General features: G+C 47.7%; 21 protein-coding genes. 3 read left to right on the top strand and 18 right to left on the bottom strand.

Annotation, left to right across the window (positions count from 1 at the left end):
* Positions 1-14: 14 nt before the first annotated feature.
* From ACT3R4_RS02810 to ACT3R4_RS02745, 14 genes are all read right to left on the bottom strand, one after another.
* Positions 15-935 (bottom strand): amidohydrolase family protein, encoded by a 921-nt coding sequence (locus ACT3R4_RS02810; protein ID WP_441677547.1) that lies wholly within the window; start codon positions 933-935, stop codon positions 15-17.
* Between the two features lie 45 nt (positions 936-980).
* Entirely contained in the window at positions 981-1913 is a 933-nt protein-coding gene (locus tag ACT3R4_RS02805; protein WP_087111121.1) for a YncE family protein, read from the bottom strand.
* 78 nt (positions 1914-1991) lie between these two features.
* On the bottom strand, positions 1992-2969 hold the full coding sequence (locus ACT3R4_RS02800; RefSeq protein WP_441677549.1) for a DctP family TRAP transporter solute-binding subunit: 978 nt from the start codon (positions 2967-2969) through the stop codon (positions 1992-1994).
* A 104-nt stretch (positions 2970-3073) separates the two neighbouring features.
* Positions 3074-4354, bottom strand: coding sequence for a TRAP transporter large permease subunit (locus ACT3R4_RS02795; RefSeq protein WP_441677551.1), 1281 nt, complete (start codon positions 4352-4354; stop codon positions 3074-3076).
* Position 4355: 1 nt separating this feature from the next.
* Positions 4356-4931 carry a TRAP transporter small permease gene (locus tag ACT3R4_RS02790; protein WP_217883892.1) on the bottom strand — a complete coding sequence of 192 codons (576 nt, stop codon included), beginning with the start codon at positions 4929-4931 and terminating at the stop codon, positions 4356-4358.
* An 83-nt stretch (positions 4932-5014) separates the two neighbouring features.
* Complete coding sequence (locus ACT3R4_RS02785) at positions 5015-6016, bottom strand: TRAP transporter substrate-binding protein (RefSeq protein WP_441677553.1); 1002 nt, start codon at positions 6014-6016, stop codon at positions 5015-5017.
* Positions 6017-6026: 10 nt separating this feature from the next.
* Positions 6027-7037 carry an amidohydrolase family protein gene (locus tag ACT3R4_RS02780; RefSeq protein WP_441677555.1) on the bottom strand — a complete coding sequence of 337 codons (1011 nt, stop codon included), beginning with the start codon at positions 7035-7037 and terminating at the stop codon, positions 6027-6029.
* Between the two features lie 45 nt (positions 7038-7082).
* Entirely contained in the window at positions 7083-8087 is a 1005-nt protein-coding gene (locus ACT3R4_RS02775) for a TRAP transporter substrate-binding protein (RefSeq protein ID WP_441677556.1), read from the bottom strand.
* Positions 8088-8117: 30 nt separating this feature from the next.
* Entirely contained in the window at positions 8118-9116 is a 999-nt protein-coding gene (gene araD1 / locus ACT3R4_RS02770; RefSeq protein WP_441677558.1) for an AraD1 family protein, read from the bottom strand.
* 11 nt (positions 9117-9127) lie between these two features.
* Positions 9128-10300 carry an L-rhamnonate dehydratase gene (locus ACT3R4_RS02765; RefSeq protein WP_087111136.1) on the bottom strand — a complete coding sequence of 391 codons (1173 nt, stop codon included), beginning with the start codon at positions 10298-10300 and terminating at the stop codon, positions 9128-9130.
* Between the two features lie 27 nt (positions 10301-10327).
* Complete coding sequence (locus tag ACT3R4_RS02760) at positions 10328-11353, bottom strand: 4-hydroxythreonine-4-phosphate dehydrogenase PdxA (RefSeq protein WP_087111138.1); 1026 nt, start codon at positions 11351-11353, stop codon at positions 10328-10330.
* 22 nt (positions 11354-11375) lie between these two features.
* On the bottom strand, positions 11376-12656 hold the full coding sequence (locus ACT3R4_RS02755) for a TRAP transporter large permease (RefSeq protein ID WP_441677561.1): 1281 nt from the start codon (positions 12654-12656) through the stop codon (positions 11376-11378).
* Entirely contained in the window at positions 12653-13207 is a 555-nt protein-coding gene (locus tag ACT3R4_RS02750) for a TRAP transporter small permease (RefSeq protein ID WP_441677563.1), read from the bottom strand. Before ACT3R4_RS02750 ends, ACT3R4_RS02755 begins: the two co-directional genes overlap by 4 nt.
* A 61-nt stretch (positions 13208-13268) precedes the next feature.
* Entirely contained in the window at positions 13269-14249 is a 981-nt protein-coding gene (locus tag ACT3R4_RS02745) for a TRAP transporter substrate-binding protein (RefSeq protein WP_087111146.1), read from the bottom strand.
* A gap of 206 nt (positions 14250-14455) precedes the next feature.
* On the opposite strand from ACT3R4_RS02745, the gene ACT3R4_RS02740 reads away from it, so the two are divergent.
* On the top strand, positions 14456-15205 hold the full coding sequence (locus ACT3R4_RS02740; protein WP_087111148.1) for a FadR/GntR family transcriptional regulator: 750 nt from the start codon (positions 14456-14458) through the stop codon (positions 15203-15205).
* A 304-nt stretch (positions 15206-15509) separates the two neighbouring features.
* Here ACT3R4_RS02740 and ACT3R4_RS02735 read toward each other — a convergent pair whose 3' ends face one another.
* Both ACT3R4_RS02735 and araD1 (ACT3R4_RS02730) read right to left on the bottom strand, forming a co-directional pair.
* Positions 15510-17087, bottom strand: coding sequence for an aldehyde dehydrogenase (NADP(+)) (locus tag ACT3R4_RS02735; protein ID WP_441677565.1), 1578 nt, complete (start codon positions 17085-17087; stop codon positions 15510-15512).
* Between the two features lie 11 nt (positions 17088-17098).
* Positions 17099-18097: an AraD1 family protein gene (araD1, locus tag ACT3R4_RS02730; protein ID WP_193054271.1), complete on the bottom strand. Its 999-nt coding sequence runs from the start codon at positions 18095-18097 to the stop codon at positions 17099-17101.
* Between the two features lie 427 nt (positions 18098-18524).
* On the opposite strand from araD1 (ACT3R4_RS02730), the gene ACT3R4_RS02725 reads away from it, so the two are divergent.
* Together ACT3R4_RS02725 and ACT3R4_RS02720 are read left to right on the top strand one after the other, a co-directional pair.
* Positions 18525-19328 (top strand): FadR/GntR family transcriptional regulator, encoded by an 804-nt coding sequence (locus ACT3R4_RS02725; protein ID WP_287076821.1) that lies wholly within the window; start codon positions 18525-18527, stop codon positions 19326-19328.
* Positions 19329-19367: 39 nt separating this feature from the next.
* Complete coding sequence (locus ACT3R4_RS02720) at positions 19368-20294, top strand: Gfo/Idh/MocA family protein (RefSeq protein ID WP_193054272.1); 927 nt, start codon at positions 19368-19370, stop codon at positions 20292-20294.
* A gap of 117 nt (positions 20295-20411) precedes the next feature.
* Here the strand turns inward: ACT3R4_RS02720 and ACT3R4_RS02715 are convergent, their stop codons facing one another.
* Complete coding sequence (locus ACT3R4_RS02715; protein WP_193054273.1) at positions 20412-21356, bottom strand: glycoside hydrolase family 43 protein; 945 nt, start codon at positions 21354-21356, stop codon at positions 20412-20414.
* 32 nt (positions 21357-21388) lie between these two features.
* Positions 21389-22789, bottom strand: a complete 1401-nt coding sequence (locus tag ACT3R4_RS02710) for an MFS transporter (protein ID WP_441677568.1) — start codon at positions 22787-22789, stop codon at positions 21389-21391.
* Between the last annotated feature and the right edge of the window lie 27 nt (positions 22790-22816).

Genomic DNA, 22816 nt, shown 5'->3' with positions numbered 1-22816 from the left:
TCATACATCTGTATTCAGTTAGTTAACCGATACCAATGCAAAGCGTTATCGTGAAGTATGTTTTGACGATAATCGGGGGCGGAAAAGGAAATGGCAGCTTCGACCAGTCCTAGCCAGTCTGCATAGCTTATTGCGAGGCTAGAAACAGGAAAGTTACTAGCAAAGAGGCAGCGATTTGGCCCGAATAGATCGATAGTTTCGCAGAGAAGCTCAAGGTTGGCTTTATAGTCCCATTCATGCCAAGGGCTACCTAGCTCTGATAGCTTGACTGCAACATTGGGATTATCCGCTAGCGCGCGCATCCCCGTACGCCAAGTGTCGACCCCCAGAGAAGTTCGATCCCAAGGCAGCCCTGTGTGGTTGAGGATAACTCGTAGTTTAGGGCGCGCTTCCAGCGTTTTTGCCGCGTCACTCAAGTGCCAAGCGGGAACACGCAGATCCCAGGAAAGATTGCGCTCTTCTAGCATGATTAACCCGTCACACCACTGGCGATCTTGTAGGCTCCCGGCATTGCCTTTAACTTGATTGATTTGTGCTGATGTTACGGCTGTGACAGGCTTGGCTCTTACGCCCCGGAAAAGTGGCGAATTCATCTGGGCATCAAGTTGCTCAGAACATTTTGGGGTTCCGAATTCAGCCCAGCCAACATGAGCTGTGGGGAGCTTATGGTCTGTATAGACTGAGTTAATCCATTCCGTTTCTTTTAGAGGTTGAGAGCGGTGTGCTTCGGCTTCGCAATGTACGCTGCCTGCCAAGTGATAGCCCTTAGGAATATGGCGCTTCAAATCCTCAACCAGGAAGGGTCGTTTTATTGATGTATAGTCGCCTAGAAAGAAGCCTCTTACTGGTTTCTCTTCAAGCCAAGGATAACTAACACTGCCATCAAGAGCCCAGAGATGATGATGAGCATCTATGAGTAGCTGTTTGGCATCCATTGCGGCATCTCCTCTCTAGAAGTCTGTGTATACAATGGCCAGTCCTTAATTACGCACGAGAAGTTGAGATACATCAGGTTCAGAGCGGCAATTGAAGCTATTTACTACATGCCCAGATTCCAAGTTCAAAATATCAACCCGGTCGCCTTTCATGGAAACAAAAGCATGCTGTCCATCGGGGTGAAAGCTCATGGCAATAGGGATGCTGTCTAACTCAATAAGCCCAAGAGAATTGAGTTCCTGGTCAAAAACTGACAGTGAACTCTCTCCATAATTTGTAGTAATTAAACGGTTAAATGGATCAGAGTAGATACGATTGGGGTCGCGGCCTGTCGTTGCGCTGTTTTCTATAGTCATCGACTCAGTATTAATGGCAACGATAGTGTCATCATCACGGTTGCTAATGAAAAGCTTGCCTTCATCAACGGATAAAGCATTGCCTTCTGGCCTACGCCCTGGAATCATTGCGATAGGCATGAATGTAGCGTCATGGGGCTTAAATTTGGTGATAGTGTTGCTGAGAAGATTAACTCCATAAGCCCAATCGCCTTTACGGGTAAGAGCAAACAAGTGGGTCTTATAACCACCTGAAGATACGGCAAGATTTGGAGCTGTAGCAGTGAGAGGATTATTGAACATTAATAAAGTATTGTGCCCCTCACTCATAGCGTAAAGCCGATCTTGATCGTCTATACCTAGCCCATGAATACGATAATAAGGCCACGTACTGAGAGTGTTGACGAGCTCAAAGGTATTAAGGTCAATTACAAATACAGAACATCCTCCTTGGTCACCAATGCAGTCAGCTCCTAAAATACCATAATGACCAACATAGGCATGCTTGCCTTGAGAATCGACAACAAACTCATGAGGATAGTCAGGAAGCCGAATACTTTTGAGTTCTTTTCCGCTTTGAACGTCATAAAGGCTTAAAGTGTGGGCGCATTTTTGATTAAGAAGCAAGTGTTCACTAGCCATCTATACATCTCCAAATGTTAAATAGGCATCCAGTTAAGTCGGATGCCTATGATATTAATTAAATTATAAATTTAAAGATTACTGAAGTGCCTCTTGAATAGCATCCGTCCACTCGCTACCGTTATTATTTATATAACTATCCCAAGTAGGGAGAACAATGGTTTGAAAGGCGGAAGTGTCGACCTCCTCTTCAATTTGCACGCCGTTAGCACGCATTTCATTGAGAATTTCTTGCTCGCTCTCAATGTTTAATTCGCGCTGGTAATTCCCTGCATCACGTGCGGAAGTTAGCAGGATTTCCTGATGTTCAGGTGATAGGCTGTCGAATTTTTCTTGATTCATTACCATTATGAGTGATGTATAAGCCTGGTTAGTTAATGAAAGATAGTCTTGAACCTCATGAAAACCAGCCGACCAAACAATCCCGACGGGATGGTCTTGTGCGTCAACAGTACCGGTCTCAAGTGCTGTATAAAGTTCACCTATTGGCATTGGAACGGGATTCGCACCAAGTAATGAAAATGCCTCAATAAGTGATTCATTAGAGTTGGTTCGCATGACAAGCCCCCGAACATCCTCGGGAGTTTTAATGGGACGTTTGGAGTTCGTCATCGCACGAAAGCCAACTTCCCAAAACGCTAGTCCTTTCAGGTTTTTATCTGTCAAAAGATTCAGTGCTCGCTGGCCAATATCACCGTCAAGCACTTGATAAGCCTCTTCTCGATTAGCGAATATATAAGGCAAATCGAAAGCACCAAGGGCCGGTTCAAGGCCAGTAAAATTTGGATTTCCCGATAGTTCAATGTCGATCAGTCCGTTGCGTACAGCCGCAATCATTTGCTGATCACCTCCTAGTAAGCCATTACCGAAAATATTAATGGTAATGTCGCCGTTGGTGCGTTCATCAACCAGCTCAGCAAAGCGTTCCGCAGCGGCTTGTTGGGTGTCGCTATCAGGTGCCGCATGTGCCAGCTTTAAGACTGTGCTCGCCTGTACCTGAGTTAATGATCCAGCGATTATTAGAGCAGATGCCGATACTTTAATTAGAGGTTTCATAGTGTCTCGCTTGTTATTGATTTTAATTCTCTTTCACATTGGTTTTATGTATGTGAACATGGTTTAAGCCTGCAAAGCAGACATGTTTTACATTGATTAAAGAATTATCCAGCTAGCCAATAAAGAGGTACGGTAATGATTTGTGGGAAGGCGACGAACAGCAAAAGAATAACCATATATGCCAAGGCAAATGGCATAACACCTGAAACTGCTTTTTCGAATTTTAGATTGCCGACACTAGTGATTACATTAAGAACATTGCCGACCGGCGGAGTGATTAAACCAATAGCGCAGTTAAGAACAAACATAATGCCAAAGTAGACTGGGTCAATGCCTGCAAGCTTAACGATTGGCATTAGTATAGGCGTGAGCACCAGAATAGTGGGCGTCAGATCCATGACCATACCAACGATTAGCACTATCCCCATAATTGCTAGCATTAATAATCGCGGATTATCAACTAACGGGGAAAGTAGATCAGCAACCATCATCGGTAATTGAGCAATACTAATGAGCCATGAAGCTACCATGGCAGCTGCTACCAGAAACATTACAATAGCAGTGCTACGTGCGGCTTGCGTTAAAACGCTGTAAAGTTCAGCTATATTTAATTCTCTATAAATAACAGTAGCAACAAAAATTGCATATACAGCAGCTACTACGCCAGCTTCCGTTGGGGTAAAAATCCCTGTTTTAATACCACCGATAATAATGACTGGTAGTAGTATAGCCCAAAAGCTCTTTTTTAAAGCTTCCCACCGTTCTGCACGGGTTGCCTTTTTTGCAACAACCAAATCCTCTTTACGAGTCATAAATAGCCACATTAGCACTAATGTGGCTCCCATAATGAGTCCAGGTACGATACCTGCCAAAAAAAGTTTACTAATTGAAATGCCGCCTGCCACACCAATAATAATAAGAGGAATAGACGGAGGGATAATGGGAGCAATAATACCACCTGCTGCCATTAATCCGGAGGAACGACCAAGCGGATAACCTGCTTGACGCATCATCGGTAGAAGCATACTGGCCAATGCGGCAGTATCTGCTACCGCAGAACCAGATAAGCTAGCCATGATAATAGCTGCAAAAATGGCTACAAAGCCTAGGCCGCCTTTACGATGGCCCACTAATGTCATCGCTAACGCAACTATGCGCTTTGACAGGCCGCCTCGTGACATTACCTCTCCGGCAACCAGAAAGAAGGGGATTGCTAATAACGTGTAACTATCTGCTCCATTGACCAAATTTTGAGCCAATATTTGAGAGTTAAAAAGATCAAGGTGTAACATTAATACGACAGCACTTACTAGCAATGCGAAAGCAATCGGGATGCTCAAGCCTATAGATGCAAGTAAAGAGCCAAGAAAAAGCGTAATTGTCATGCTAAATATCCTTTTCTTTATCTAGCTTGTGGGTGCCCTGAAAGGTTGATGGCATGATAAGCCGATAAAAAAGTATAATTGACATTAGTAGCCCAGCTATTAAGCCTGCCAAGTAAAAAACACCCACTGGAATGCCGCTAATTGGAGAAATGTTGTCCCAATTTAGCAGTGTCTGATAATAACTTCCGTTTAATAACATCAAACAGCATCCCAGCATGACAAGTGTTACCAGTCGATTAAGTACAGCCTGCACAAGCACAGGAAAACGTTCTGACAGCGTTGTAACGCGTAAATGTTCGTGACGCAGTAAAGCCGTAACGGCACCCAGAAAAGTTATCCAGACAAAGAGAAATCGAGACAACTCAACACTGACTGAAATGCCACTATTAAAACCATAGCGCAATACCACGTTGGTAAATACAAGGGTGATCATGCTGATCAATGCCAAGACCATTAGAAAGTTGAGCAAACGCTCCACTCCTTTAGCCAAAAATGCAACTTGTATAGCAATACCAAGTGCTTTTTTATGTACTGGTCCCTCTGAGGAAGGAACAGTGGTTCTATCGTGTTTATACATGAGCGATTGCCCCCAAGAGACATGTAAAAACATGCCTCTTTACTATCGTAATAATCAGAATCATTCTCGAAAATCCGATAATGCTAACGACTGTTGTTAATTGCGTTATCGAAATCAGCTACAAACTCTGGGCTTAGTACTTCACGATGTTGTTCAAGCATGCTATTAAGTTGCTGATGCATATGTTGACGTTCGACGAGAGGTACTTCATTAATTTGCATTCTTTCACTCAATTCTGACAATAATTCTTGATTTAATTCTCTACTAATGCTGCGCTGGTAAAGGGTTGCTTCTCGTGCAGCTTCTTTAATAGCTTCCCTCTGGGTATCACTTAGTTTATTCATAAACCGATCTGATGTAAGTAAAACCAGTGCATCATACGCATGCGATGTCTGAGATAAGTAATCTTGAACTTCATAAAAGCGTTTGGTGTCTATGACAGTGTAAGGGTTTTCCTGACCATCAACGGTATTAGTTTCAAGTGCGGTAAATAGCTCATTAACCGGCATTGGGACAGCATTAGCGTCGAGCCCATTAAAAAGGTCTATATATAAAGCATTTTGCATTGTGCGAATTTTTAGGCCGCTTAAATCTTCCAGGTTCTCAATGGGGCGCTTTGAGTTAGTAATATGCCTAAAGCCGTTCTCCCAAAAGCCAAGTCCTACTAATCCTTTATCGTTAAGGCTGGCAAGAAGAGCTGCCCCGACAGGGCTATCCAATACCGCATCTGCATGCGCTTCGTCATCGAATTGGAATGGTAAACTGATAATGCTAAAGTCTGGGTTTAGGCTTGATAGGGTGGCTGTTGAAGGAACAGTGAGATCCAGCGTTCCAGCCTGAACCATTGATGTCATATTGACATCACTACCAAGAATCCCGTTACTGAATACTTGTACATCAACATCGCCATTGGTTTTCTGCTCGACTAGCTCGGCAAAATGATGAGCTCCTAAGGTTTGAGGATGCGAATCCGGAAGGCTGGTCCCGAGACGAGCACTAATATCTGCCGCAAAGGTTTGTGGTGAAATACAGCTAAGACCTGCAACCAAAACGGTAATAGAGAAAATATGATTATGGCGTGTCATAATAAAGTCCTTAGTTTATTAATGGTTTTATAGCTCTTGTGGAGTTATGGCCAAGGGGTTCCTGGGCGGGCGGTGCTAGTAAATAACTTCGTAATGCGTTGTCACAAAATACGGATAATTTTTCACTACGAGTAAGTTTTGAGCTAAGTTGTTTGAAGTGGCCCCATAATGCTTCAAGATCGGTTACTAAACCGTCAACAGGAAAGTTGCTGGCAAACATACAACGTTCTGCTCCAAAAGTTTCTAAAGCAGTATGAATTAGCCAAGTATTGTCCTTTAGCCGCCAAGGCTGATCTTTTAGGCCTATACCAGAAAGTTTAAGCATGACGTGTGGATAAGCGGCAACTTGTTCTAATGCCTCTTTCCATCCTGCTAGTGTTTCATGTGTGCGATCATTGGGAACGCCAGCATGATTTATGACTACTGGTACATCTGGGTAACGCTCTAATAAATAAACTAATTCGTTTAGATGCCACCATGGAACTTGTAGCTCAAAGATGAATTTATACTGAGCCAGTAGCGCATAGCCGCGTTGAAATCGAGGGCATTTGAGAGAGCCTGGCATGCTGTGATTGGCTTTGTACTTATCGCGAGGCATGGTGGTTGGTTTATGCCGGACTCCGCGCACTAGCGGCCAAGCCGATAGCTTTTCTAGTTGAGCATCAATGTTATCCGCATCTAACCAAGCCTGAGCAATCATGGCATTTGGCCAGCAGGTTCTACCGTTAAGGGCATGTACCCAGCGAGCCTCTTTTAGCGCATCCCCATGCTGCCATTCAGCTTCCATGTAAACGCATCCAAGTACGTTGTGATGTCCACACTGTTGCTGGTAGTCCTGTGGAAAAAAAGGTATTCGAATGCTGCTATAGTCTCCATATCGAAAAGGGATCATTGGCTCATCACACAGCCATGGATGGTAATTAGATTGAGGATCCCAGAAATGAAGATGTGCATCTATAATGGGAAGATCTTGATCTTCTCCACTATTAAGGTAACGTTGTCGATGTTCATTTATCTGCATGCTCTTATAGCCTCATCGATAAACCGCAATGTGACGATTCACGGATTAATTCGTGTACTTCGTACGCTCAACTGCATCAAGTAATTCGCTACCGTGCTGAGCAGTAAATTCGTTACGAACTAATTCAGCTACCCTGCCATGCATAGACGCACGATCAGGCTGTTCTACGACTTGCATCCCCTTGTTCTTAAGAAATTCCAAGTCGCTAGATATCCTCTCTTGATTAATTTGGCGCTGATATTGAGCAGCGCTTTGTGCCTCATCACGCAATATGAGCTGTTGTTCTTCCGATAGCTCACTAAAGCGATTTTTATTCATAACCAATGGCGCTGCGGTATAGGCATGTGCCGTTAGTGAAAGATGTTTTTGAACATCATATAAGCTCGCCGAGCGAATTAAGCTAACGGGATTTTCTTGACCGTCTACTGTTCTGGTTTCTAATGCAGTGAAAAGCTCTGCGAAAGGCATGGGGACTGGATTGGCACCCAATGCCTCAAATGCAGCGATATGCACTGGATTAGGTGTCGTTCTTAATTTCAGCCCTTTGATATCATTAGCTGACTCGATTGCACGGCGCGAGTTGGTTAAATTACGAAATCCAATTTCCCAGAATGCGAGGCCTTCCAGGTTTTTCTCTCGCATGCTTGCAAGTAAGTTCAGTCCTATCTCTCCATCTAATACTCGATATGCTTGATCGTAGTTATCAAAAAGAAATGGCAGATCAAGCAAGCTAAGTTGGCTAGCTAATCCACTAAAATAAGGATTGCCAGATAATTCGATATCAATTGTTCCACTACGGACACCAGTGATCATGGCTTGATCATTTCCGAGTTGGCCATTTGGAAAAATACGAATATTAATTTCGTCGCCGCTACGTTCTTTTACTCTCTCGGCGAAGCGTAACGCGGCCAAATGTTGAGAGTCATCTACTGGGTGTGCATGGGCCAGTGTTAATGTTGTAGCCGCTTGGGTGTAGGCAAATGGAGCAAGGAGAGCCACCGATAACGTTGTAGCTATAACTTTTTTTAATAAATAGAACTTGGTTATCACTATGGTGGCCTCGAAGTTAGCGCGGTAATTCTAGATAGATTGCACTTTTTTCATTGCAGGATTCTCTTCTGGCATAAATTTGACTGGATTACATAACTTGCGGCCAAGAAGAGGTAGATCAATCTCAAAACGGTCACCGTCACGCACAGAAACATTGTCAGCAAAACTGAGCGTTGCAGTGCCAAAGTAATGCACATGTATATCGCCTGGGCGTCGAAACTGGGCGTACTTGAAATGGTGGTATTCCAGATTGGCTAAGCTATGCGCCATATTTGCCTCTCCGGTAAGAAATGTTTTTTCCCATAGAATTTTGTCCTCGCGAACAATTCGACTAGTGCCCTCTAAATGATCAGGGAGCTCACCCAGGAATAATTCAGGGCCAAAGCTGCAAGCGCGTAGTTTAGAGTGCGCCAACCATAAGTAATTAGCACGCTCAGTGATATGGTCGGAGAACTCGTTCCCAACGGCATAGCCAACCCTATATGGAGTACCGTCAGCAGCATTTATGTAAAGGCCAACTAACTCAGGCTCTTCGCCCGCATCTTCGGCGAAAAACGGCACCGTAAATGGGCTTTCTGGGGGAACGACGATGCTGCCATCACCTTTATAGAACCATTCGGGTTGAGCTCCCATTGTGCCTGCAAGAGGTTTACCTCCCTCAACTCCAAGCTTGAACATACGCATGGAATCAGTAAGTTCCTCATTGTTAGCTTGTACACTTGCATGCATTGCAGAGCGGGTATCGGCGCTGCCCAGATGGGTTAAACCAGTGCCGGTAACAAAGCAGTGGGCTGGGTCAGGATGTGTAAGCGGAGGCAGCAGTAAACCTAAATCTATTGCCTGATTGTAATCCAACAAATCATGGCTACGATGAGATTCAATGAATGCAGTAAGAGAGGTGCCCTCGTCGAGAGCGGCCTTTGCTAACGCATAGGTCCCTCCGGGGTAATCAATCACACGAAGCTGAATTGAACTTTCAACCACCGCGGCACGAATGCCGCGAGAAGTTTTCACTTGTACGATTCGCATTAGTAAGACTCTTATTCGATGATATGGAACTGATCAAAATAACGTTCGTTGAGCTTTAAGCCGAGGCCGGGCGTATTATCGTCAAGATCGATAAACCCATTGACTGGCTCAGGATCACCTTCAAACAGGTAATAAAACAGCTCGTTACCAATCTCTACATCGTGTACTGGGAAGAATTCGGACATAGGAGATGCAAGCGTAGACATTGTTAAATGATAGTTATGCATCTGACCTGCATGAGGGATGACAGGTACGCTAAACGATTCAGCAAGAGCATTGATCTTATGCGCGGCGGTAATGCCGCCAACCCGATTAGTATCGTATTGGATAACAGAAACTGCACGTTTTTCAAGCAGTTGGCGGAAGCCATAAGAAGTGAACTCGTGCTCGCCGCCTGAAATAGGGATACTGGTAAGTTGGTTGAGCTCTGCGTAGCCATCAATATCATCAGCAATCACTGGCTCTTCAAGCCATCGTGGCTGAAAGCGTTCCAATCGAGGTAACATGCGTTTGGCATACTCGAGGTTCCAGCCCATATAGCATTCAAGCATTAAGTCGATATCATCGCCGATTACTTCACGCACTGCCGCAACGCTATTCAGGTTTTCGCGCATGCCCGAAGGGCCGTCTTTGGGACCATAGCCAAAGCGCATCTTCATCGCTTGGAAACCTTGATCAAGATAAGACTGTGCTTCTTCCTGCATGCCTTTTAGATCAGTGCGATAAAGTTTGGATGCGTAGCAAGGAATTTTCTCTTTTGTGCGACCTCCTAATAATTTAAAAACAGGCTTGTTTACGGCTTTACCCATGATGTCCCAAATAGCAATATCGACTCCAGATATTGCCGCCATACCGATGCCTTTACGACCCCATGCATGCGTGGAGCGATACATCCGTTGCCAGAGATATTCGTAGTCAAAAGGATCTTGGCCAATTACTAGCGGGGCAAGATACTGATCGATAATTGCTTTAGCGATACGTGGTGCTAACGCCACATTGCCAAGCCCTACAATGCCGTTGTCGGTTTCAATTTCAACCACCGTCCATCCATGGAAGCGGAAGGTGCCCATGGAATCTCCTTTATCCCAAAGCTCATCCATTGCGTTGGAGCAAAAGTGAGGGGTCGGCGTTACAGTATGGCCTTTCCATTCAAATACGCGGGTGCGGACATTAGTGATTTTCATTAAGGTTTTCCTTAAGTGAGTATTTGGTTAAATATTGGTGTTCAGTCGCTGTTGACGAAGGTTCTTGCCCATCCGACAAGCGATGATGAAGGCGTTACGAGTTGGACTAACATTAGCTTTTCCTTGGCCAGCGATATCAAATGCCGTGCCATGGGCAGGAGTAGTAATGGGGATGGGAAGGCCTCCTTGTACAGTTACGCCCTCCATAAAGCCCATTAGTTTGATCGCAATTTGGCCTTGGTCGTGGTACATGGTGACCACTGCATCAAACTCGCCATCACGAGCCTTAATAAATAGGGTGTCGGCGGGGAGGGGGCCACTAATTGGATAGCCTTGGGCTCTGCACGCCTCAACCGCAGGCGTAATGATCTCGATTTCTTCGCGTCCACAAGTGCCGCCTTCCCCTGCATGAGGATTAAAGGCTGCTACTACAACGCGTGGCTCTGGATTGCCTGCTAGTTGCAGTGCGTCGTACATCAATCGGCTAGCCGCGACAATACGCTCTTCAGTGATATATTCGGCCGCATCTTTAAGTGGAATATGCGAGGAAATTCGGGCCGTCCACAGATTGCCCAAAGTATTAAACTCACAAAAATAGTTCTTAACATTTAAATAGTTAGCGAAGAAATGTAACTCGTCTTCATACTCAAGCCCGCCTTTTTTCATGGAGTATTTATTTAAAGGCGCAAAGCAAATCGCATCTACCTCATTGTCTAGCGCTGCACTCATACAGCGTTTTAACAATGCGAGTACGGAAGCACCGCCAGCAGCTGTTTCTTGTGCATAGCTAATGTCACTTTCAGCAACACTCTCTGTTGGTAAAAATACTGGGGTGGAGTGTAAACGTGCTTGGCTAAATTCGCTTATTTCAACCAAATTATGGTGAATGCCTGCAACACGTTGTCCTTCTTGCCACAGCCAGCGATCACCCAGCAATACGGTATGTACATCTTTAAAAAGGTCGGCTTCATTGAATAGCTTAGCGATTAGCTCTGGGCCAACACCAGCAGGGTCACCTAGGATTACCGCGATTACAGGTTTTGAATCTTTCATATAGAACTCCTGTTAAACGATTTTAATAAAACAGATCAACTAAATAGAGAGAAACTGCAGGAATATAGGTTACTAATAGTAATACGATAAACAATACACCGATCATAGGGAGGTTAACCCGGGTAGTATTCCACATATCGGTTTTAGCAATTGAACAGGCGGTGGCAAGTACAGACGCGACAGGAGGCGTTTGCTGGCCAATGGCTAAGTTAAGCGTCAGGATTAAGCCAAAGTGAATTGGATCAATGCCGATTTGAGTGACTAGCGGCATTACTATTGGCACTACTAGAATGATTGCTGCTGCCCCATGCAGGAACATACCTAATAAAAGTAGTAAAATATTGAGTAGTGCTAATACCGCAATAGGATTCTCAGTTAAAGTAGTGATTTGTTGCGCCAGTTGTTGCGGGAGTTGCATTTCTGTAAGAAATAGCCCTAGTACTGCTGATGTTGCGACTAGTAACATAACAACGGCCGTTTGTATAACGCCATCTGTTACCGCACGATAAAGAACTTTTAAGTTAAGTTCTCTATATATAAGTCCGCCAATAATTAAGGCAGCCAGTACGGCTATGCCCGCTCCTTCAGTTGCAGTAACCAAGCCACCAAATATGCCACCTAGAATTATAATTGGTAGTAATAAGGCCCAGGCAGCTTCCTTGAAAGCTTTACCTAAGCGGCGAAGAGAAAAGGCTTCTTCGCGAGGCAAGTTATACTTAACTGCATAGTAGTAACAGAAACATGCAAGGCCGATGCCGCCAAGAATCCCTGGGATAATGCCTGCTACGAATAACTGAACAATAGAAACCTCGGCGATCGCTCCGTAAAGAATCATTGATAAAGAAGGAGGGATAATGACAGCCAAGGATGCAGACGAAGACGTGATAGCTGCAGAAAACTCGGGGTTGTAGTTTTTACGTTTCATTTCTGGAATTAAAATAGAGCCTGTCGCTGCTACGTCTGCAACAGCGGAGCCAGAAATTTCAGCAAAAAACATTGATACACCAACATTAACCATCGCCAGGCCTCCTCTTACAAATCCCACCATAGCTGTCACTAAATTGATCAGTCGGGTAGAAATGCCAGAGGTGTTCATCAGTGCGCCAGCAAAGATGAATAACGGAATAGCAATTAACGGAAAGTTAGTAGCACCATTAAAAAGTGTTAAGGGAACATTAAGAAGATGCTGAGGCCCCATGTTTATAAAAACACCAATAACACCTACAGCTCCAATTGCGACTGCAATAGGTACATTGATAAGCACCAAAGAAAATAAGGCTGCGATAACTACTAGTAAAATCATGGCCGACTCTCCCTTAAATCTTCCTCGGCTAAACGAATTGCTTCTTCGATAGCTTCATGCTCGCTGTCGACGCCATTTTTCATCTTTTTCCAAGCGCCAGGTAGAGATAACAGTTCACAAAGAATAAACAATGCCGCGCTAATAGGGACTGCCGATTGGGTAATCGTAAGGCTAATACTAGGAAGAGAAACCAAGCGATCCCATGCCAGTATGTCCAAGACTCGGTAGCCGTAATAAGCAATTATCAAGAAGAAACCAATCACAATAGCTTCGCTTAAAACAAATAAGCTAGCTCTGATAGCTGAGGGAGCATTGCTTACAAGCCCTGGAAATCCCATATGCGCACGTTTAATGGCTGCCAGGTTGGCACCGTAAAAAGTTAACCAGGCAAGTCCTATAGATGCTACCTCATCGTACCAGGTAATAGAGCTTCCAAAGGTTCTAAATGCCACAGCTGCAAGTACTATGAAAGTAAGAGCAAGTAGCAAAGTAACGGTAAAGATTTCTAATAACTTTTCGATTAGAAACCGCAGCTTTTCAATTAGTGCCATTTTTTATACCCGTTGCTGGACGCATGGGCGTCTGTAATGACGCCCAAAAGGTAAATACTTTTTAATCGTTGGCTAGGCTCATGGCGCGATCTATTAATGCTTGACCATTTTCAACTTGCTCAGCAAACGCCTCATATACAGGAACACTGGCACTGATAAATGCTTCTCGGTCCACTTCGTTAATTTCAACGCCGGAATCTCGCATCGTATCTAGCAGCTCTTGATCCAATTCAGCGCCTCTTGCAAAAGCCCATAATTGAGTTTCAGCAGCCGCCTCGCTAATTGCATCACGAACCTCATCTGAGAATTGATCCCACTTGCCTAAACCGGCGGTTAGCCATATAGGTGTATAAACATGGTTCGTTAGCGATAAATATTCTTGAACTTCGTGAAGCCGAGCGCCGTAAATATTACTGAGAGGGTTTTCTTGTCCGTCGATTACACCTGTTTGGAGCCCAACAAATACTTCTGAAAAAGCCATGGGAGTAGGGTTGGCGCCCCACGTTGAGAACATACGGGTTCGCCAGTCACTTTGAGGAGTGCGAATTCTTAGTCCTTCTAGATCAGTGGGAGTAGTGATAGCTCGGCGACTGTTGGTAATTTGACGAAAACCGTTTTCCCATGTAGAGATAATTTTTAAGCCTTGCTCCTCTGCTCCTTCAGCAAGATCCTGCATAACAATTTCATCATCTATTTTCTTTAAATGGTCACGATCGCTGACCAAGTAAGGAAGATCGAAAAGAGCAAAATTTGGCGCTACAGATGACATGATCGATGAAATTGCAGCTAAGTCGACGGTGCCCATGCGTAGGCGTTGGATAAGTTGGCGCTCATCTCCCAACTGGCCACTATCGTAATATTCAATTTGGATATCGTCGCCTAATCTCTCTTGGAGTTGGCGTTTAAACTCCAATGCGGTTTGGCCTTGCAAGCTTTGGGATGATCCACCAATAGCGAATACAATTTTTTCTTGGTTAGCTTGGGCTTGCGAAGAACACAAGACCAAAGCTAAAGCCGTAGCGCTGAGAGAGAGTTTGAACATGACGAGCCCCTTCTTTTTAGGCTTATTGTGTTTGTCTGGTATGCTGGTTGGATTACCGGACCAGTCGGTAGGCAATTTAGATTCCTATGGCCTTGTTAGTCAATAGGGGGTCGGTAAATATATACCTTTGTCTAAAGGGTGATCATATGTGGAAATCATGGTCGTTTTTGGTCTAGTATATAGACCAGTTGAGATGGGAAAATTTTATGTCTAATTCAGCATTTGCTTTTGAAAAAGCTCTCAAAAATAAAACTAAAAAGGAAGTACTGGTTGAAAAACTAATTGATATGCTTAAAACAGGACTGCTAAGAGAGGGAGATTTATTGCCTAGCGAGCGCGAGTTGGCACAGCTTTTTGAAGTTAGTAGAGAGACAGTACGAGGTGCTCTTGCTCAAATGGCTGCCTATGATTTGATAAGCGTTTCTCAAGGCAGTAAAACACGTATAAGTGCAGATGAGCATGCTCTATCACGTTTTACAGATACCCAAGAGGCTTGCCGGGTAAGCGAGATGGAGAGCTTCGATTTGGACTGTGTTTTCGAGAGCCGGATTATTGTCGAAGCTGCTATTGCTAGGCGAGCTGCTATTAGAATAGATATGGAAGGCATTCAAAAGCTGGAGCGATTGCTTGACGCACAGAGCAAGCTATTCGATTCGCCTGTCTATTTTCAGCTATCTGATCAGAGCTTTCATAAACTTATCTCTGAGTATGCTAATAATTCCTTGTTGTTGCGTTATGCTCAAGAACTCTACGGGTATGGGCTTAGTATACGCCGCCAAGTAATGGTTGAGGACGGTGCGATTGAGCGGAGTTATGGGGAGCATGCTCGCATTGTTGATGCTTTGAAACGCGGTGATCCCGATGCGGCCGAGCGAGCGATGCTTGCTCACTTGGATAGTGTTTATCGCACGACGAAAGAGAAATCAGCCTGTGAAATAGATAAATCCGTAAATTAGCATTTCGGGCATATGTGCAGGATGTTTACGGTTGAATAACAGGCGCCGCTAGTCAAAATTCGTCTTGGACAGGGCTGTCCTCAGTAGGCTATAGGAGGTTAATGCCTGGGATGAATTAACGTTTAAGTGGTGACCGTCGTACCGCGCTCCGTTCCATAAAATAATTCGTTTTTTCGCTAAAATATTCCACGTTTAACATGGGATATAGCCCCCTGTCGGGGGCTTGGTGTGGCGAGGTCTTTAGCATGTTAATAAAAGGTCTCAGGCAGTATATGTCCTGATGAGTTGCTATTTACCGTCTTGTTTAATATTCCCGCTTACCATCCACCAGTCGCGAAACCTTAAAAGGATTATCGTCGCGCAATGCTTCTGGCAGTAAGCCAGCAGGCAGGTCCTGATAGCAAACGGGGCGCAGGAAGCGATAAATCGCGGCGCTGCCGACGGACGTGGTGCGGCTGTCGGACGTTGCCGGGAACGGTCCTCCATGCACCATCGCGTGACCCACTTCAACCCCGGTCGGCCAGCCATTGGCCAGGAGTCGGCCGGCGCGCTGCTCAAGCGTGGGAAGAAGTGATTTTGCGGCCTCCAGGTCGCCATCGTCCATTTGCAGGGTAATCGTCAGCTGACCTTCGAGCTGGTCGGCAACACGCTGCATCTCCCGCGCATCAGCGCACTCAATGACCAGCGAGGCAGCGCCGAAGATTTCGCCCTGAAGCGCGTCATCGTTAAGGAAGTCCTGAGCGCTGGCCACAAATAGCCCCGGTTGGCAGCTATGCGGGCCGCTACCTGACTGACCACGGGCCACTTCCTTGACGCTTGGTTGGCCCGAAAGGGCGGAGACACCGCTTTGATACGCTTCATGGATGCCGGGCGTCAGCATCGTTTGGGCGCCGCTGGCTTTAACGGCTTCCCCAGCGGTAGAGATAAACGCATCCAGGTCAGCGCCTTTGAGGCCAATGACCAGGCCAGGGTTGGTGCAGAACTGGCCGGCACCCATGTTCAGCGAAGCGACAAAGCCTTCGGCAAGCTTGTTGCCGCGTGCTTTCAGCGCTTCGGGGAACAGGAATACCGGGTTGATGCTGCTCATCTCGGCATAAACGGGAATCGGCTCGGGACGCGCCTGGGCAGTCGCCATCAAGGCCATGCCGCCGCTGCGTGAGCCGGTAAAACCAACCGCTTTAATACGCGGGTCTGAGACCAGCGCCTGGCCAATATCGCGACCTGAGCCGAACAGCAGCGAAAACACCCCTTCCGGCATGTTGCACTTGGCCGCAGCGCGTTGAATAGCGCGGCCTATCAGCTCAGAAGTGCCGGGGTGGGCAGAGTGGCCCTTGACCACCACCGGGCAGCCTGCTGCCAGTGCCGAGGCGGTATCGCCCCCTGCTACGCTGAAAGCCAATGGGAAGTTGCTGGCACCGAACACGGCCACGGGGCCAAGCGGAATATGGCGCTGACGTAAGTCGGCACGCGGCATGGGTTGGCGATCAGGCTGGGCCGGGTCGTGGCGTAAATCCAGCCATTCGCCCGCACGTACTACCGAGGCGAACAGCCGCAGCTGACCGCAGGTCCGGCCTCGCTCGCCTTCAAGGCGCGCTTCAGGCAGGCCCGTTTCGGCCACGCCGCGCTGGGTCAGGTCAGCACCAATGGCCTCAATTTCTTCGGCAATGGTTTCCAGGAAGTGAGCGCGCGCTTCAAGTGAGGTTTCGCGGTATTGATCAAACGCCGCTTCGGCAAGCTGGCAGGCTTTTTCAACCTCGGCGCGGCTACCACCGGGATAGCGCGGCTCCAGCGTTTCGCCGGTGGCCGGGTTAACGGCAACAATATCGGCTTGAGTACCGGTGACGGCCTGTTGACCGATAAGCAGTGTACCTTGCAGTGTCATGTAGCCTCCTGTTAAAGCGCGTTGACGATGGTTGTTTCGTGCTTGTGATTCGTTGGCATGCGTAGCGTGTTACGTAGTGAGCGGCCAAAATCGTTAAGCGTGATCTCGAAACGGTCACCATCGCGGGTTTGAATCTGGTCAGCAAAGCTAAGAGTAGCCGTGCCGAAGAAGTGGACGTGGACATCGCCCGGGCGGCGAAAGCCTGCGTATTTGAAGTGGTGGTGCTCAAGATTGGCGAGGCTGTGGGCCATATTGGACTCACCGGTTAAAAATGGCTTTTCCCACAATGTTTGACCATCGCGCACAATGCGGCTGGTGCCTTCAAGGTGGGTAGGCAACTCTCCGATCAACAGCTCTGGCCCAACGCTACAGGCGCGCAGTTTAGAGTGCGCCAGCCATAGGTAGTTAAAACGCTCGGTAACATGGTCGGAAAATTCGTTACCCACAGCGTAGCCAATCCGCCACGGAGTGCCATCGTCAGCCACCATATAGAGCCCCGCAAGCTCTGGTTCTTCACCAGCATCCTGGGCAAACGCGGGAGAAGGCATGTCTGCTTCCGGCGCGACGATGCAGTCGCCATCGCCTTTATAGAACCATTCCGGCTGCGACCCTTCGGCGTTATCGGAAGGCTTTCCGCCTTCAACGCCGAGTTTGAACATGCGCATGGAGTCGGTCAGCTCCTCCTCGGCCACTTGAGTTTTGGCATGCATGGCGGATCGCGTATCGGCGCTGCCCAAGTGGGTGAGGCCGGTGCCGGTCACCAGGCAGTGGGCGGGGTCGGGATGCGTGAGCGGCGGCAGCAGGCGCTGCTCGTCGATGAGCGTTTGGTAATCAACCAGCGTGTCGCCAAGCCGTGATTTAATGGCTTGTTCAAGCGACTCCCCAGCGGCAATAGCGGCTTTGGCTAGCGCGTAAGTGCCGCCCTCTATGGCGATGGGGCGAACTTTCTCAGCGCTCTCTACCAATGCGACTTTTAGTGTTTCTTGTTCGGTGTACTGAATCAACCGCATAGCGACATGTCCTTGTTAATACATCAAGCGCTTGCTCATTTGCATGGCAAACAGCAGGCAACCCAATGGTGTCTTGAATGGCATGAGGCGGTGTCATGTCACCCCAAGCGGGCTATCCGGGAGAGTGCTAGCGCTGCTTGTTAGAGGTGGCTGACGCCATTATTTGGAAAGTGCTATTCATCGTAGACGAACTGTTGAGCTTATTGCCAGTATGTTCAACATATACTTTTGTATGTGTCGACGTTATCACAAAGAAAGCGTAACGTCATAGCGGCTCCCTGGATTTAAAGGGAGTTGCCAATATCACGATGTCGCCATGAGCATTAATCAAGGGGAAATCATCAGTACCATCCGCTTGTATTACGCCCATGCTTGGAGAGGTTGATTACGTTATGATTGAGAAGAATTGTAATAGGGTTGAATCATAGTGACGTCATCTCTCAGTAAGCCTGTTGCTCGGCCCAGTATTGCCGAACATCTCGCCGAAGCTATCTTCGCAGGGCATTATCAGCCCGGCGATTTTGTGCCTCGGGAGCTGGATCTGTGTGAACGCTTTGCTATTAATCGCTCGGCGGTACGTAGCGATCTTCGTCAGTTGGTGGATGCGGGTATTATTGAGCGTATTTCAGGGCATGGCTCCAAGGTTCGTGAGTATTCTGAGTGGCATATCCTTGATCCCCAGGTGACCCATTGGTTAACGCGGTATGCTGCGCCAAACCCTGATATCCAGCGTGAAATACTGGCTTTTCGTTTGGATGTGGAACCTTATGTGGCGATGACCGCTGCCAAGCGTGCCACGGCGCACGATTTGGTGGCTATCGAAGAAGCATTTGAAGGGTTGGGCCAGAACCTGCGTCATGCCACCTGTCTTGAAGAGCGGCGTCTGCATAGTGAATGCGATGTTGCTTTTCATGAAGCGATCTTCAAGGCGACTCACAACATCGTTTGGGCACAGCTTTCCCATATCTTGCGCCCTTCCATTTATATGTTGGTATCGATGTCCAATGAGAGCGCCCCGGACCCTGATGAGAGTTTGGAGCAGCATCGCCAGCTAATGGAAAGTATTCGTCTGCGCCGCCCTCGGGAGGCGTTTTTGGCGGCTCAGGCCGTGTTGGCGGGTACCGCAAAGGCGCTGGGGCTTGAGAACAGTGCCAGCACCCTGGAGCCCAGCTCTTTGGGACCCAGCTCTTTGGAACCCAGCTCTTTGGGGCTTAACATCGAGCGCCGCTGAACCTTACATTGATCCCACTTTTGCTAACAAGGCAAACGTATGTCTCACGTAATGATTGGCCTGGTCGGGGTGGGTAAAATTGCCCGCGATCAGCATATTCCTGCAATGGCAGCGGTCACTAGCTGCCAGTTTGTCGCCACAGCTGACCCTAATGCAGTACTGCCGGGCACTCCTGGCTATGCCTCGCTAGAGGCCATGCTGGATGCTCACCCCGAGATAACCGCCGTGGCCATTTGCACGCCTACTCACCTGCGCTACTCTCAAGCGCGCCTTGCGTTAATGCGTGGCAAGCATGTGCTGCTGGAAAAGCCGCCAGGGGCCACGTTAAGTGAAGTAGAGGACTTGATCGCAGTGGCTGACCAGCAAGGGGTTAGCCTGTTTGCTGCCTGGCATTCACGTTTTGCACCGGGCGTTGCCCATGCCAAACAGTGGTTAGCAGAGCGCAGTATTCGGCGAGTTGATATTGAGTGGAAAGAGGACGTAAGGGTATGGCATCCAGGCCAAGCGTGGATCTGGCAACCCGGTGGAATGGGCGTATTCGACCCGGGTATTAACGCGCTTTCCATTGCCACGGCCATCCTGCCGCAACCGTTTTTCCTGCGTCAGGCGCGGTTGCAGGTGCCAGAAAATTGCCAGACACCGATTGCCGCTGAGCTCTCTTTTACGGACCACCTGGATACGGCTATTGAAGCGGTGTTTGATTTTCGTCAGACCGGCCCGCAAACCTGGGATATTCACATTGATACTGATGGCGGGCGCGTAAGCCTGACCGACGGTGGTTGCCGCCTAACGATTGAAGGTCAGCAGATAGTCGACGCTGAAGAGAAGGAGTATGAAGGTCTTTATACTTACTTCGCCGAGCTTATCGCAGCGGGGCGCAGCGAAGTAGATGTCGCGCCACTGCGCCAAGTAGCCGACGCTTTCTTGTACGGTCATCGTGACGTAACGGATGCGTTTATCGAGTGATGGCCGTTCACGCTATAGAGAGGTGCCATCAACGACTCAAGCCAAACGCAAGGGCATATGGAGTCGTTGGTGGCGGGTTAACGCGGAACGTTAAAGCATTCGCAGGAAAATAAACCATTAATCAGGTGATGAGGGTTTTCCGAAAAGAGGGAATCCTTCTGCGTCCCATTGGATGCGTTTGACGTACGTATGTCGGTTCGGATCCCACAGGGGGTCGCCCTCAATCTCGGTATACGTGCGCGCGTGATACACCAGTAGATCCGTTTGGCCGTCTTCAGAAACGGTAAAACTATTGTGCCCTGGCCCGAAGAGCTTATTGGGCGAGTCGCTCTGAAAAACGGGGTTTGGCAGCTTCGTCCAGCTGGAAGGATCAAGCAAGTCGTCATCGGCATTGGCCCACAACAAGCCCATGCAGTAGTTTTCATCGGTAGCGCTTGCCGAGTAGGTTAATAACACTCGGCCATGTCGGCACAGAACCGCAGGCCCCTCGTTGACACTGAAGCCACGCGTCTCCCACTCAAATTCAGGAATACTCAAACGAACCGGCGGCCCTGATAGCGTGTCGGGCGCTTCCATGGGTGCAATATAGAGGTTGGAGTTGCCGGGGATGTCAGGCGACTTCTGCGCCCATAGGTAATAGAGTTTGTCATGATGAGAGAACGTTGTTGCGTCGAGGCAGAAGCTATCGATGCCCGTCTCGACCTGAATGGGCGCGCTCCATGTGCCGGTCAGAGGGTTTTCCGCGTCAGTGCTAATTGCGTACATGCGGTGCTGGAATAAACCGTCTTTAATCTCTCGGCTGGGAGCCGCCGCAAAATAGATAGTCCAACGCCCTGCATGAAAGTGCAGTTCCGGTGCCCAAATCAGTTCGCTTAAAGGGCCTGTATCTGGCTTGTGCCATACGCTGACGGTACTGGCATCGGCAAGGGCTTCGATGCTTGATGCCCGGCGTAACTCTAAACGATCATATTCAGGCACCGAAGCCGTGAAGTAATAAAAGCCGTCGGTATGCTTATGAATAAACGGGTCTGCGCGTTGTTCTATCAAAGGCCTCATCGTCATTATGGTCTCTCTTCTTATAGGTTCGTTGCGCGTTATAGGTTCGTTGCGCGGTAGATAGGCCGCTGTTGTTGCTTTGGCGGCGTTTCAGGTAGCGGGGAGCCCTCTAAAAGGTTTGCTTTCATTTTTTCATAATAGCGATCAGTAATATGGTACTTGAACATTAAGCTGCCCATCAGCGTATGAAAGACGCCAGGAATGATAGAAAGCATCAACGCGATACCGGTTAGCGTAAACGCACTCTGTTCAGTATTAGGCTCATAGTTAAAATAGGTTAACAAGATGCCTACCAGGAAACCGGCTGCCCCCATGCCTGCTTTTTGAAAAAATGAAATACCACCGAACGCCAGTCCTGAGACACGCCGCCCAGTCTTGGCTTCTCCGTAATCTACTGACTCGGCGATAGCCGACCAGAAAACCGGAGCATGCAGGTCAACGGCAAAGGAAATAAGGAAATACAGAATAAAGGCCAGCACGATATCGCCCGGAGAGACGGCAAAGAACATGATAACGCTCAGCACCCCGACGGCGAGTTGGCTCCAGCGGAAGAGGTTGAGTTTACAGTAGCGTTTGGTGATCCAGGTTGAAGCCACCATGGCCAAGATGGCTGCGCTAACGCCCACGGTTAAGAAGGCTGACAGCATTGTCGCGTTAGCATCGAGATAATATTTAGCGTAATAGGCCGCCACCGAGCTGCGAATCACATAACCTAGCGTGCCTGTAAAGCAGACCGCACATAGCACCATCCACTGATCGTTTTTGATTAACAGGCGAAACTGCTCTTTCAGTGGTTTCGTATCGATAGTGTGCTGGACGCGCTCGGTAGTCGTGAAATAACAGAACAGAAATAACAGGGTAGCGAGTCCTCCCATTAAGCCCATGGATACCTGGTAGCCCAAGGCAAGATTATCTCCACCCACAAATTCGGCAAGTATCGGCACTATGATCGTTACCAGGAAGGCGGCAATCTTGGCAAAAAACAAGCGGTATCCATTGGCAGGTAGCCGGTCTTGCGGGTCCGGTGACAGTACTCCGATTAAGGAAATATAGGGGATGGTCACCGCCGTGAACATGAGCGTGACAAACAGGTAGGTTGAGTATGCCCACACCAGCTTAGCGTTATAGCTCCAGTCGGGTGTAGTAAAAAGTAGTAGTACCGAGATCCCAAAAGGTACTGAAAAAATCAAGAAGTAAGGGCGGTAACGACCATAACGCGTATTGAATTTATCGGTGATAATACCCATAAGCGGGTCAGTCACTGCATCCATTAACCGCGCTACTAGAAATAGAATCCCCATATGGCTGGGTTTTAGGCCAAAAATATCGGTATAGAAGTAAGAGATAATCAGAAACATCGAAGATATAACGACATTGATCGCCATATCGCCGCTGCCGAATCCAACCTTTTCCAGATACGTAAGCTTTGGAGTTTTCATGGGTAGAGCCTTAAATGATAGATATGG

Source organism: Halomonas sp. AOP7-E1-9 (assembly GCF_052376035.1).
In the GTDB taxonomy this organism is placed as follows: domain Bacteria; phylum Pseudomonadota; class Gammaproteobacteria; order Pseudomonadales; family Halomonadaceae; genus Vreelandella; species Vreelandella citrativorans.
The sequence above is the reverse complement of the archived record's forward strand: the minus strand, read 5'-3'. Positions and strand labels throughout refer to the sequence as shown.